The organism is Pseudarthrobacter sp. rb (assembly GCF_056389225.1).
This window is the reverse complement of sequence record NZ_JBWJAR010000003.1, coordinates 339,385-352,535: the sequence shown is the minus strand read 5'-3', so window position 1 is coordinate 352,535 and position 13,151 is coordinate 339,385. Positions and strand designations below refer to the sequence as shown.

At 68.9% G+C, this 13,151-nt stretch carries 8 protein-coding genes; 4 read left to right on the top strand and 4 right to left on the bottom strand.

Annotated elements, in window-relative coordinates; genetic code table 11:
- Positions 1-115: 115 nt before the first annotated feature.
- Positions 116-454, bottom strand: a complete 339-nt coding sequence (locus ACWRN3_RS06625) for a P-II family nitrogen regulator (RefSeq protein WP_159631736.1) — start codon at positions 452-454, stop codon at positions 116-118.
- Positions 451-1,803 carry an ammonium transporter gene (locus tag ACWRN3_RS06620; protein ID WP_324642215.1) on the bottom strand — a complete coding sequence of 451 codons (1,353 nt, stop codon included), beginning with the start codon at positions 1,801-1,803 and terminating at the stop codon, positions 451-453. Before ACWRN3_RS06620 ends, ACWRN3_RS06625 begins: the two co-directional genes overlap by 4 nt.
- A 226-nt stretch (positions 1,804-2,029) precedes the next feature.
- Between ACWRN3_RS06620 and ACWRN3_RS06615 the strand changes: the two genes are divergently transcribed.
- The gene (locus ACWRN3_RS06615) at positions 2,030-3,271 is read left to right on the top strand and encodes an MFS transporter (RefSeq protein ID WP_255172505.1); all 1,242 of its coding nucleotides are present in this window, start codon (positions 2,030-2,032) and stop codon (positions 3,269-3,271) included.
- Between the two features lie 87 nt (positions 3,272-3,358).
- On the opposite strand, the gene ftsY is transcribed toward ACWRN3_RS06615, so the two are convergent.
- Both ftsY and smc read right to left on the bottom strand, forming a co-directional pair.
- Positions 3,359-4,564: a signal recognition particle-docking protein FtsY gene (ftsY, locus tag ACWRN3_RS06610; protein WP_324642216.1), complete on the bottom strand. Its 1,206-nt coding sequence runs from the start codon at positions 4,562-4,564 to the stop codon at positions 3,359-3,361.
- 62 nt (positions 4,565-4,626) lie between these two features.
- Positions 4,627-8,214, bottom strand: a complete 3,588-nt coding sequence (smc, locus tag ACWRN3_RS06605; RefSeq protein ID WP_476740176.1) for a chromosome segregation protein SMC — start codon at positions 8,212-8,214, stop codon at positions 4,627-4,629.
- Between the two features lie 229 nt (positions 8,215-8,443).
- On the opposite strand from smc, the gene ACWRN3_RS06600 reads away from it, so the two are divergent.
- From ACWRN3_RS06600 to ACWRN3_RS06590, 3 genes are read left to right on the top strand one after another with little or no spacing between them, the layout of a single operon-like run.
- On the top strand, positions 8,444-9,466 hold the full coding sequence (locus tag ACWRN3_RS06600; protein WP_324642218.1) for a 3-oxoacyl-ACP synthase III: 1,023 nt from the start codon (positions 8,444-8,446) through the stop codon (positions 9,464-9,466).
- Positions 9,460-12,162, top strand: a complete 2,703-nt coding sequence (locus tag ACWRN3_RS06595) for an alpha/beta fold hydrolase (protein WP_476740175.1) — start codon at positions 9,460-9,462, stop codon at positions 12,160-12,162. The genes ACWRN3_RS06600 and ACWRN3_RS06595 overlap by 7 nt, the downstream gene beginning before the upstream one ends.
- Positions 12,159-13,130 (top strand): NAD-dependent epimerase/dehydratase family protein, encoded by a 972-nt coding sequence (locus tag ACWRN3_RS06590; protein WP_476740174.1) that lies wholly within the window; start codon positions 12,159-12,161, stop codon positions 13,128-13,130. Before ACWRN3_RS06595 ends, ACWRN3_RS06590 begins: the two co-directional genes overlap by 4 nt.
- The last annotated feature ends 21 nt before the right edge of the window (positions 13,131-13,151 follow it).

Here is a 13,151-nt window from a genome sequence, read left to right as displayed (position 1 = left end):
ACCCGGCACATGGACTGTGCTTTCCGGGCAGACCGGCGGGGGGGGAACCTTTCGGTTCCCGCCCGTCCTGCATCAGTCTTCAGTTGTTGCCCTGCTGGGGACCGTGCCGCCCCGCCTAGATGGCGGCCACTCCGCGTTCCCCGGTCCGGACGCGCACTGCCTCATGGACGTCCATGGTCCAGACCTTGCCGTCCCCGGCCCGGCCGGTGTTGGAACTGGCAATGATCACGTCCAGGATGTCGTCGGCCTGTTCGTCCGTGGCCAGGACTTCCACCCGGATCTTGGGCAGGAGGTCCACGTTGTATTCCGCTCCGCGGTAGACCTCGGTGTAGCCGCGCTGCCGGCCGTACCCGCTTGCCGCGCTGACGGTCAGGCCCTGCACGCCGTAGGCTTCCAGGCCCTCCCTGATGGCTTCGAGCTTTTCCGGCCTGACGATTGCAGTGATCAGTTTCATGCCCCCACGCTTTCCTTACCTGTTGCCGGCTGTGCCTTTTGCGCACCGGATGCTGCCTGGACCGTCTCGCCCTGGCCCTTGCCGGTGATCATGTCGTGCAGCGGCTGGAAGCTTCCACCGTGGCCGCTGAGACCGAACTCGTAGGCAGTCTCGGCGTGCAGGCTGAGGTCCACACCCACCGTTTCCTGTTCCTGCGAGACCCGGAAGCCCATGGTCTTGTGGATGGCCAGCGCAATGATGGACGTCAGGACCGCTGAGTAGGCAATGGCGATTCCGGCTGCCGCGAGCTGTGCCCACAGCTGGGTGAGTCCGCCGCCGTAGAAGAGGCCGCCGCCAACACCGGCGGTGGGCAGTGCGATGAAGCCCAGGGCCACGGTGCCGATGATGCCGGAGACGAGGTGGACGCCGACGACGTCCAGGGAGTCATCGAAGCCCCAGCGGAACTTCAGGCCAACGGCGAGGGCTGAGGCGACACCGGCGACCACGCCGAGGCCAAGGGCACCGACCGGGCTGACGTTGGCGCAGGCGGGGGTGATGGCCACGAGGCCGGCCACGACGCCGGACGCGGCACCGAGCGAGGTGGGGTGTCCGTCGCGGATGCGTTCGGTGACGAGCCAGCCGAGCATGGCCGCTGCCGGGGCTGCGAGGGTGTTGATCCAGATGAGGCCGCCCTGTTCGGCAGTGGTGGCCGCGCCGCCGTTGAAGCCGAACCAGCCGAACCAGAGGATGGCTGCGCCGAGCATGACGAACGGGATGTTGTGCGGGCGGTGGTTGGGGTCCTTGCCGAAGCCCTTGCGGTTGCCGATGATCAGGACCAGGATCAGCGCGGCAACACCCGCATTGATGTGGACCACGGTGCCGCCGGCGAAGTCGATGGCCGGGCCGAGGGCCTTGCCGATGGCGCCTTCGGGGCCGAAGAGGCCGCCGCCCCACACCATGTAGGCCAGCGGGCAGTACACCAGCGTGACCCAGACGGGAACGAACACGGACCAGGCGCCGAACTTGGCGCGGTCGGCGATGGCCCCGCTGATCAGTGCCACGGTGATGATGGCGAAGGTGGCTGCGTAGCCCACCTTGATCAGGCCGTCGGGGGTATTGATCCCCTCAAGGCCGAATGTGGCGAACGGGTTGCCCACAATTTCCATGAACCCTTCCCCGGAGCTCATGGAGGCGCCCCACAGGACCCAGACGACGCCCACCATGCCGATGGAGATGAAGCTCATCATCATCATGTTCAGGGCTGCCTTGGCGCGGGTCATGCCGCCGTAGAAAAATGCCAGACCGGGTGTCATGAACAGCACGAGAGCTGCCGCTACCATGACCCAAACGTGACCTGCGGTAAGTTCCATGGTGCACGTCCTCTCTCATCGAATCTTGCGGAATACTCCGCCTGCCAACGCCTTTTTGCGTCCTGTAATGAGTGTGTGGGCGGCGTGTTTCGCCCGCGGAGGATTTAGATTGCCGGCCTGTTACAACAACCTCTAGGAAGTAAATGGTGCATATCCGCCTTGTTACGGTTATGTTTCCGCACCCGCGCAGCCACCCGGCTCCCTTTCCAGCAAGGACTCCTGCACCATGACGGCACCACCCCGCGCAAGCGGCGCCACTTCGAGGTTTTTGGCCCGGCTAAGGCCGCAGCGGGAGAAACTCCCCCGCGACATCAAGGTGATGCTGGCTGCCGCGTTCCTGATCGCGCTTGGCTTCGGGCTTGTTGCGCCGGTATTGCCGCAGTTCGCAACAACCTTCGGGGTGGGGAACACTGAGGCCGCCGTTATCGTGGCCATCTTCGCCTTCATGCGCCTGGCGTTCGCCCCTGCCGGGGGCGCCCTGATCGGCAGGCGTGGGGAACGTCCCATCTATGTCGCCGGGCTGCTGATTGTGGCGCTGTCCACTGCGGCGTGCGCATTTGCCCAGGACTACTGGCAGCTGCTGCTTTTCCGCGGGCTGGGCGGGGCCGGGTCTGTGATGTTCACGGTGGCATCAATGGCCCTGGTGGTCCGGCTGGCGCCGCCCAAAAGCAGGGGCAGGGTTTCCGGAGCCTACGCATCGGCCTTCCTGATCGGAAATGTGTGCGGGCCGATTGTGGGCGGCCTGCTGGCGGGACTGGGCCTGCGGGTCCCGTTCCTTGCCTACGCCGCTGCGCTGCTTGTGGCCGCGTTCGTCGTCCAGACCCAGCTGAGCCACCAGCGCCGGGGAGGCGCCGAAGTACAGGACCGCGCCCCGGACATGCGCTTTGGCGAAGCGCTGGCTGTGGGAACCTACAGGTCCGCCCTGGTCTCCAGCTTTGCCAACGGGTGGGCTACCTTTGGCGTCCGGATGGCAACGGTGCCGCTGTTCGCTGCGGCGGCCTTCGGAGCAGGCCCGCAGGCCGCGGGCCTGGCATTGGCAGTGTTCGCTGCCGGCAATGCCGCTGCCTTGACCTTCTCGGGACGGCTGGCGGACTCGGTGGGGCGAAAGCCCATGATGATCTCCGGCCTCCTGGTGGCGGCCCTGTCCACTGCAGCCATCGGCATCACCTCAGACCTGCCCTGGTTCCTGGCAGCGTCCACGCTCGCCGGCGTCGGGTCCGGTCTTTTCGGTCCCGCCCAGCAGGCCGCCGTCGCCGATGTCATCGGCAACGCGCGGTCCGGAGGCAAGGTGCTGGCGGTGTACCAGATGACGTCCGACGTCGGAGCGATCGTTGGGCCGCTCGTGGCGGGAATGCTGGCCGACGGGCTGGGGTTCGGCTGGGCTTTCGGCGTGACCGGCGGGGTCATGCTCCTTGCAGCCGCCGGCTGGCTGCCCACCCGCGAGACACTGCGCACCGCAGGCAGCTAGCCTGCGGTGCGGGCAACGGCAAACTCGTGCAGCAGGCCGGTTCAGCTGCCTATTCAACAGCTCACCGCAGAAGCTGAGTTTTGCAGGTCAGTTCAGCAGGGCGTCAACAAAGCCTTCGGTGTCGAAGGGGGCCAGGTCGTCGGCGCCTTCGCCCAGTCCAATGAGCTTGACGGGCACGCCCAGGGTTTTCTGGATGGCGACGACGATGCCGCCCTTGGCGGTTCCGTCCAGCTTGGTCAGGACGATGCCGGTGATGTTGACTACCTCCGAGAAGACCCGCGCCTGGTTCAGGCCGTTCTGGCCGGTGGTGGCATCGAGCACCAGCAGGACTTCGTCCACCTCGGCCAGCTTCTCCACGACGCGCTTGACCTTGCCCAGTTCGTCCATCAGGCCCACCTTGTTCTGCAGGCGCCCGGCGGTGTCGATCATGACCACGTCGACTTCCTGCTCGATACCGGCTTTCACTGCCTCGTAGGCAACCGAGGCGGGGTCGGCGCCGTCGATGTCGGACTTCACGGTGGGAACGCCCACGCGCTGGCCCCACGTGGCCAGCTGCTCAGCGGCAGCGGCGCGGAAGGTGTCCGCGGCGCCCAGCAGGACGTCCTTGTCCTCGGCCACCAGCACACGTGCCAGCTTGCCCACGGTGGTGGTCTTGCCCACGCCGTTCACGCCCACCACCATCATCACGGCGGGCTTATCGGCGTGCCGCTGCACGTTGAGGCTGCGGTCCATGGTGGGGTCCACAAGCTTGATGAGTTCTTCCCGGAGCATGGTCTTGACGTGTTCCGGGGTGCGGGTGCCCAGTACCTTGACGCGCTCCCGGAGGGCGTCCACCAGCTGCATGGTGGGTTCAGTGCCCAGGTCCGCGAGGAGGAGGGTTTCCTCCACTTCATCCCAGACGCTCTCGTCGATCCGGTCGCTGGACAGCAGCGCCAGCAGGCCCTTGCCCATGACGTTGTTGGAGCGGGCCAGCCGTTCCCGAAGTCGGGCCAGGCGGCCGGCGACGGGCAGCGGGGTTTCGACGGGAATGGTTTCCAGCCCGGCCGCATTGTCCGGAACGGTGGTGGTGTCCAACCCGTCGAGGTCCACCCTCTGCGGAACCGTGCCCTCGATGGTTCCCTCGCGGTCCGCCACCGCCGTGCTTCCGCCGGAGCGGATTTCGGGGTCGTTGGCATCCCTGGTGCCCGGGTAGCGGGTGATGTTCCTCCGCGTCTTGAGCAGGACCGGAATCAGCCCGCCGATGACCACCAGCGCAGCAAGAATGGACAGGACAATGGGAAGGATGTCATTCACTCCCCTAGCTTCTCACAAACGGCCCGCCCGCTTCCGGCAGCCATCAGGCAGCTGACCTGCCGCTATACCTCGGCCCCCAACCGCTGGCTGATGACAGTGGAGACGCCGTCGCCCCTCATGGTGACCCCGTACAGCGCGTCCGCCACTTCCATGGTCCGCTTCTGGTGCGTGATGACGATCAGCTGGCTGGATTCCCGGAGTTCTTCGAAAATGGTGATGAGCCGGCCAAGGTTGGTGTCATCCAATGCCGCCTCCACCTCGTCCATGACGTAGAAGGGCGAGGGCCGCGCCTTGAAAATGGCCACCAGGAGCGCCACTGCGGTCAGGGAGCGTTCGCCGCCGGAGAGCAGGGACAGCCGCTTGATCTTCTTGCCCGCAGGGCGGGCCTCCACTTCGATGCCGGTGGTGAGCATGTCCGCCGGGTCGGTCAGGACCAGGCGTCCCTCGCCGCCGGGAAAGAGCCGCCCGAAAACCCGGACGAACTGGGCCTGGGTGTCCTCGAACGCTTCGGCAAAGACCCGCTGGACCCTGTCATCCACTTCCTTGATGATGTCCAGCAGATCCCGCCGGCTGGCCTTCAGGTCCTCGAGCTGGGTGCTGAGGAACTGGTGCCGCTCCTCCAGCGCCGCGAATTCCTCCAGCGCCAGGGGGTTGACCTTGCCCAGGCTTGCGAGGTCCCGCTCCGCCTTCCGCAGCCGTTTCTCCTGCTCCTGCCGGACATAGGGCTTGCCATCCCTGATTTCTTCCCCGTCCGCGTCAACCGGGGCCCGCAGGGCCGCCCATTTGTCACCGGATTCCTCCGCCGGAACGGGCACCGGCACGTGCGGCCCGAATTCGGTGACCAGCGCTTCGGGGGTGATGCCCAGCTCATCCACGGAGCGGGTTTCCACCGCCTCGATCCTGGCGCGCTGCTGGGCCCGGGCGAGTTCGTCGCGGTGCACGTTGTCGGTGAGTTGGGCCAGCTCCCTGGCCAGGGCATCGTTCGCTTCCCGGATCTCCCGCAGGCCGCGGTCGCGCAGCTCGCGGTTCTCCTCCGCCAGGTCCCGTTCGTGCCGGGCACGGTCCACGGAGACGTCCACATAGCCAAGAGCCAGTTCCACCCCCGAGGAAACGGCGGCCGCGCGCCGGGCCTGGATGCGGCGGCGGCGGGCGCGCTCTGCCGCCTCCTCACGGGCGCGGCGTTCCGTGGCAGCGGCGCGTTCCAGGGACGCCACCCTGTTGCGGGTGGCCACCAGCTGCTCTTCGGCACTGCGGAGGGACAACCGCGCCTCCACCTCGGCGGCGCGGGCGGCGGAGGCTGCACGCGCCAGGGCGTCGCGCTGCTCCGTGGACGGTTCCTCTTCCACCGGCGCTTCCTGCGCCGCGGCCAACCGGGCAGCGACGGTGGCGAGCGCTTCCTCCTCCGCCGCGACGTTGCCTTCGGCCCGTGCCAGGGACGCTGCCAGCCGTTCGCTCTCGCCAACGGCGCTGCGCAGGACAGAGTTCAGGTGGCCCAAACGTTCGGCTACGGCAGCGAGCCGGGCATCGGATTCGTGCAGCTTGTCGAGCGCAGCGTCCGCCTCCTCCTGCGCTCCCGTGCGCCGTGCCTCCGCGGCTGCCAGGGCGAACCTGTTCCGCTCCAGGTCCGCCGTGACCGCCGAAAGCCCGCGCTCGGCGTCGTCCACCGCCGCCTGCACCTCAAGGAGGGACGGCGCTTTGGCAGAGCCACCCGTGGCGGAGACGGCGGTGAAGACGTCCCCTTCGCGGGTGACCGCTGTCATGTCCGGCAGTGCAGCAACCAGGGCAGCCGCGGCGTCGATGCCGGTCACGACGGCGGTCCGGGACAGCAGGTGCCGGACCAGGGAGCCGTGCCCCGAAGGCCCATCGACCAGGCCGGCGGCCCACTGCGCTCCCTCAGGCAGCGTCACGTGCGGGCCATCTCCCTGGTGGAGTGCCGCCGCCGATGCGAGGAGCAGCGACGCCCGCCCGGCGTCGTCGTCCTTGAGCCGTCCCAGCACAGCGGCCGCTGCCTCCCCGTCCTGGACGAGCACTGCCTCGGACACTTCCCCCAGGGCGGCGGCGATGGCCGGCTCGAACCCGGCCTGCACGGTGATCCCGGCAGCAAGGCTTTCCTGCACGCCGGGGAGCCCGGACGCCAGCACGTGCCTGGCACCGTCCTTGCGGTCAAGGCCGAGCTTCAGGGCATCGAGGCGCGCGGCGAGGGCGTCCCGCTTGCGGACCCCCTCGTTGACGGCGGCTTTGAGGTCCGCGATCTCCCCCAGCACGGCGTCCAGGACATCGCTGGCCGCCTCATAGTCGGCGTCAAGGGATTCCTCTCCCTCCTCCACGCCGGCCACCTGGTTTTCCAGCGCCGTAAACTCGGCCTGGGCGCGGGCCCGGCGTTCGGTTCCGGCGGCAAGGGATTCGCGCAGCCTTCCAAGTTCCGCCTGCGCGGACTCCACCCGGGACCGGGCCGCCGCGACCTGGCCGGCCAGCCGCGCCAGGCCCTCGCGCCGGTCCGCTGCGGCACGGAGCTGGGCGGTGAGCCGCTGGTCCTCGGCCTGCGCAGCCCGCTCCGCTTCCACTTTCGCTGCGCTGGCCGCGTCCAGGGTGCCCCGCCTGGACTGGATGTCCTGTTCGAGTTCGGCCAGTTCCCGCCTCACCCGGGCTGCCTGGCGCTCCAGCTGTTCGGGGTCCCGGCCGGAAGACGGCGCGGCATCGTCGGAACCCAGCAGGCGGCTCCGTTCCGTGGCAAGCGAGCCGAGCGACCGCAGCCGTTCACGGGCCGTGGACAGCCGGTACCAGGTGTCCCTGGCGGCATTGAGCCGCGGTGTGGCCTCGGCCGCGAGCTGCTCCAATGTTGCCTGCTGCCTGCGCCCGGCCTCGAGTTCCTGCTCGACGGCGGTCCGGCGCGCCTTGAGTGCCGCTTCGTCCGCCACGTCCTGCTCCAGGGCCTGCTGCAGCTGCACCAGGTCGTCGGCGAGCAGGCGCGCCCGCGCGTCCCGGACGTCGAACTGGACCCGCTGCGCTCGGCGGGCCACCTCGGCCTGCTTCCCAAGGGGCGTGAGCTGCCGCCGGATCTCGCCGGTGAGGTCGGTCAGGCGCTGGAGGTTGGCCTGCATGGCCTCGAGCTTCCGTACCGTCCGTTCCTTGCGGCGCCGGTGCTTGAGGATCCCGGCCGCCTCCTCGATGAAGCCGCGGCGGTCCTCGGGAGTGGCGTGCAGGACGCGGTCCAGCTGGCCTTGGCCCACAATGACATGCATTTCACGGCCCAGGCCGGAATCGGAGAGCAGTTCCTGGATGTCCAGCAGGCGGCAGCCTGCGCCGTTGATGGCATATTCGGATCCGCCCGTCCTGAACAGCGTCCGGGAAATCGTGACTTCGCTGTACTCGATGGGGAGTGCGCCATCGGTGTTGTCGATGGTGAGCGAAACGTGGGCGCGGCCCAGCGGCGGACGCCCGGACGTACCGGCAAAAATGACGTCCTCCATCTTGCCGCCGCGCAGGGTTTTGGCCCCTTGCTCGCCCATGACCCACGCCAGGGCGTCCACCACGTTGGACTTGCCGGATCCGTTGGGACCCACGACGGCGGTGACGCCGGGTTCGAAGTCGAAGGTGGTGGCGGACGCAAAGGACTTGAACCCCCGGACGGTGAGGCTTTTGAGGTGCAAGGCTTTTCTGGTCTCCTGGAGCGGGTAGGGCATTTTGCTGGAACCGGGTCACTACAATCTACTGCGCAGGACCGACATTTCCCGGCAGCAGCACCCGGGAACCGGCACGGGCACCGGGGGTGGATATGCGTGTTCCGGCACGGCAAAGGCATAGTTAAGCTCTTGAGCCTGCGCAGATGTGGGTACGGTCACCGCAGGAACGCGGGACGAAAACGAAGAGGGGCTTGAATTGGCAGGTAATGCAACCTTCCGCCACAGCAACACCGCGCTGCTCTCGGTGAGCAGCGTCGAGGCTCCCAGGATCGTGAGCTCCACGGAATTTGACCGGCGGCTGGCATCGACCCTGCAGCGCCTCAAGTTTCCGCCGCGGCTGCTTGAGCGCGTGGCAGGCATCACGCACCGCCGGTGGTGGGCTGCTGGAACGTCGTTCGACGACGCCGCGGTGGAGGCGGGCGCCAAGGCCCTCGCCGAGGCCGGCATCGAAGCCTCGGAGGTCGGACTGCTGATCAACACCTCGGTGACCCGGCGCAACCTTGAACCCTCAGTGGCGGTGAAGATCCACCACGGCCTGAGCCTGCCGTCGTCGGCCATGAACTTCGACCTTGCCAACGCCTGCCTGGGCTTCGTGAATGCCCTGACCCTGGCAGCCAACATGATCGATTCGGGCCAGATAAGGTACGCCGTGATTGTCAACGGCGAGGACGCCCAGCTGACGCAGGAGGCCACCCTGGCCCGGCTGCAGCGGCCCGAGACAACGCGCGATGACTTTAACCGGGAGTTCGCCACGCTGACGCTGGGGTCCGGGGCTGCGGCGGCCGTCCTGGGGCCCGCCGACGAGCACCCGGGAGCACACCGGGTGGTGGGCGGCGTGATGCGCGCCGGCACCGAGCACCACGAGTTGTGCGTGGGCGGCATCGACGGCATGAACACCGACACGAAGGGACTGCTCGACGGCGGCCTCCAGCTCGTGGTCGATGCATGGCAGGAAGCCCAGCCCGAATGGGACTGGGCCGCGATGGACCGCTACGTCACGCACCAGGTCAGCAACGCCTACACCCAGGCCATTATCGATGCGATCGATCTGGACCCGGACAAGGTGCCCATCACGTTCCCGCACTGGGGCAACGTGGGACCGGCATCGCTCCCCATGACACTCGCGGCCGAGGCACAGTCATTGGGAAGCGGTGACAGGGTGTTGTGCATGGGCGTCGGATCCGGCCTGAACACCGCAATGCTGGAAATCGTTTGGTGATCGCGGACTGGCCGGGCGTCAACGCCGAGTGGTCGCGCCACATCGATGTCCCCTCCACCTCGGGGGCTGATTCGCCCGGCACGGTGCGCCGCTGGCACCTGCTGGACAATGGCGGGGAACTGGCACGCCGCGGCCTGGCTCCCATGGGAACCCTGTTGTGCGTACACGGCAATCCCACCTGGTCCTACCTGTGGCGGAGCCTGCTGGCCGCCGGATCGAACCACGCGCACCCGTGGCGCGTGGTGGCCGTGGACCAGCTGGACATGGGTTTCTCGGAGCGGACCGGGACCTTCCGGCGGCTGGCGGACAGGATCAACGACCTGGGCGACTTGACCGACGCCCTGGACCTGGCAGGGCCGGTGGTTTCGGTGGGTCACGACTGGGGCGGGGTCATCAGCCTCGGCTGGGCGCTGGCCCACGCCGACCAGCTGGCCGGCGTGGTCCTGACCAACACCGCCGTCCACCAGCCCGCCGGTTCCCCCATCCCGCCGGCGCTGCGCCTTGCCCTCCACCCTGCCGTGCACCGGTGGGGCACCACCACTACCGATGCTTTCCTGCGGGTGACGCATTCGTTGGCACACCCGCCGCTGCCCGCGGACGTGCGGAACGCCTTCATGGCTCCGTACCGCAGCGCCTCGCGGCGCGCGGGGGTGGGCAACTTCGTAGCGGACATTCCCGTTGACGCGTCGCACCCCAGCTTCGCTGCCCTCAACGGCGTGGCGGAGGGCGTGCGGGACCTTAAGGTGCCGGTCCTGATGCTGTGGGGCCCAAGGGACCCCATCTTCTCCGACCGCTACCTGAAGGACCTGCTCACCCGCCTCCCCCACGCGGACGTGCACCGCTACGAGGGTGCTGGACACCTGGTGGCAGAGGACCGGAACATCGCGCCGGCGGTCTTCGACTGGCTTGCCGGCCGCGTCACGCACGGCGGGGACAGTGTTGCTGAAGCCGGCGCAGTTGCTGAAGCCGACGTGGTCACTGGAACCGCCGCCCCGGCTAACGGCAATGGCTCCACGCCCTTGTGGACGCTTCTTGGGGAGCTCGCCGCCGGCCCGTCCGCAGACGGGAGGGCCGTCGTCGAAATGGCACCGGACGGCACGGTGGCCCGCTCGCTCACCTGGCGGCAGCTGGAAGAAAGCGTCGGGCACCTCTCCGCAGGCCTGCAGGGGGCGGGAGTAGGACCGGGCAGCCGGGTGAGCCTGATGGTCCCGCCCGGGGTGGACCTGACCGTGGCCCTGTATGCCTGCCTGCGGCTGGGAGCGGTGGTGGTTGTTGCCGACGCCGGCCTGGGGACCAGGGGGCTGGGCCGGGCGGTCAAGGGAGCGACGCCTGATGTCCTGATCGGGATTGACAAGGCCCTTGCCGCTGCCCGGGCACTGGGCTGGGCGTCCAGGCGCATCAGTGTGCAGGACCTGCCGGCAGGTCCGCGCCGGCTCCTCGGGGTGGAGACCTCCCTCGCCGCCCTGGCCAGGGCAGGCGCAGGGCGTGCCGCTGCCGGCGTCGCTCCCGCCTCCAGCCCGGACGGGGACTCCCCCGCCGCCGTACTTTTCACTTCCGGCTCCACCGGTCCCGCCAAGGGCGTGCTGTACACGCACCGGCAGCTTGCCGCCATGCGGGACACCGTGGCGGGAACCTTCGGCATCAAGCCGGGTCAGAAGCTGGTTGCAGGCTTTGCGCCGTTCGCCTTGCTGGGGCCGGCGCTGGGAACCGTGTCCGTGACGCCGGCCATGGACGTCACCGCGCCCCGCACCCTGACCGCGCGCGCCCTGGCCGATGCTGCAGCGGCCATCGATGCCACGGTGGTCTTTGCGTCCCCTGCCGCCCTGCGCAACGTCGTCGCCACCCGGGACGGCCTCACCCCGGAGGGCACCGCTGCACTCTGCCGCGTCCAAGTGCTGCTCTCTGCCGGCGCACCGGTTCCGGAACCTCTCCTTGCGGAGGTGCAGCGGCTGCTGCCCGCCGCCTCGCTGCATACCCCCTACGGCATGACCGAGGCCCTCCCCGTCACCGACATCAGCCTTGAACAGATCCAGGCCGCGGCGGCCGACGCCGAAGCCGGAACAACGCCAGGGGCCGGCAACGGCGTCTGCGTAGGGCATCCCGTCCAAGGCGCCCGCATAGCCGTGATCCCGTTGGCGGCCGACGGTACTGCCCCAGGGGCTGAGCCGGTGACCGAACCGGGGGTGACGGGGGAAATCCTGGTCAGCGCGCCGCACGTCAAGGACGGCTACGACAGGCTTTGGCTGACCGGGCAGGCGAGCGCCGGGCCGGCCGGCGGGCACCGCACCGGCGATGTGGGCCATTTCGACGCCGACGGCCGCCTGTGGGTGGAAGGGCGCCTGGCGCACATCATCACGGCGCCCCATGGAGTGGTCACTCCGGTCGGCGCCGAACAGGCCATCGAACAGCTGGACGGTATCCGGATGGCAGCCGTCGTGGGCGTGGGGCCCGCGGGCACCCAGGCCATCGCCGCCGTCGTCGAAACCGTCCCGCCTGCCCGTAAGGCCGGCCCTGCGGGCACGGAACTGGCCGGGAAGGTACGGAGTGCCGCCCAGGAGGCAGGCGTGTCCGTGGCGGCAGTCCTGGTTGTCCCCGCGCAGCCCACCGACATCCGCCACAACGCAAAGATCGACAGGTCGCGGCTGGCCCAATGGGCCTCGTCAGTGCTGGCCGGCGGCCGGCGGGTGGCGCCATGAAGATCCTGGTCACCGGGGCGAGCGGCCTGCTGGGGCGGGAAGTGGCAGGGCTGCTGGTGCGCAAGGGCCATGCTGTCACCACCTTCCAGCGGCGTCCCTCAGGGGTTGACGGCGCGGCGGACCATTGCGGTTCGCTCACCGACGACGCCTCCGTCAGGGCTGCCGTCAGGGACGCCGAGGCAGTCATCCACCTCGCGGCCAAAGTATCCTTCACCGGCCGCGCCGACGAGTTTGACCGGGTGAACGTGGAGGGAACGCGGCGCCTGCTCCTGGCGGCACGCGAAGCCGGGGTCCGGGACGTGGTCTTCGTTTCTTCGCCTTCAGTGGCCAACTCGGGCGCCGCCATTGCAGGTCTTGGCGCGGAGCCGGCCGACCCGGTGCATGCCCACGGCGACTATTCGCGCACCAAGGCGCAGGCTGAACTGCTGGCCCTGGCCGCCGACGCCCCGGACTTCCGGGTCGCCGCCGTGCGGCCGCACGTCGTCTGGGGGCCGGGCGACACCCAACTGGTGGAACGGGTCCTGGCCCGGGCCGCCAGGAAGCGGCTGCCGCTGCTGGATGCAGGCGCCGCGCTGATCGACACCACCTACGTGGACAACGCGGCGGCAGCGATCGTTGCTGCCCTGGACCGCGTCAGCCACATCCACGGCAGGGCCCTGGTGGTCACCAACGGCGAGCCCCGCCCCGTGGGCGAACTCATCGCCGGCATCTGCGCTGCCGGCGGCGTCGCTGCGCCGTCATGGTCAGTGCCGGGGAAGCTTGCCCGGATCGCGGGATCGGCAGTGGAAAGGGCTTGGCTCCAGCTCGGTAAACAGGACGAACCCCCGATGACCAGGTTCCTTGCCGAACAGCTGTCCACCGCCCACTGGTTCGACCAGCGGGAGACCCAGGAGCTTCTTGCCTGGACGCCGGCTGTCTCGATTGACGAGGGCCTGGTACGTCTCGCTCAGTACTACGGGTCCCGCTGACACCCAGCCAGGTGGATGGTG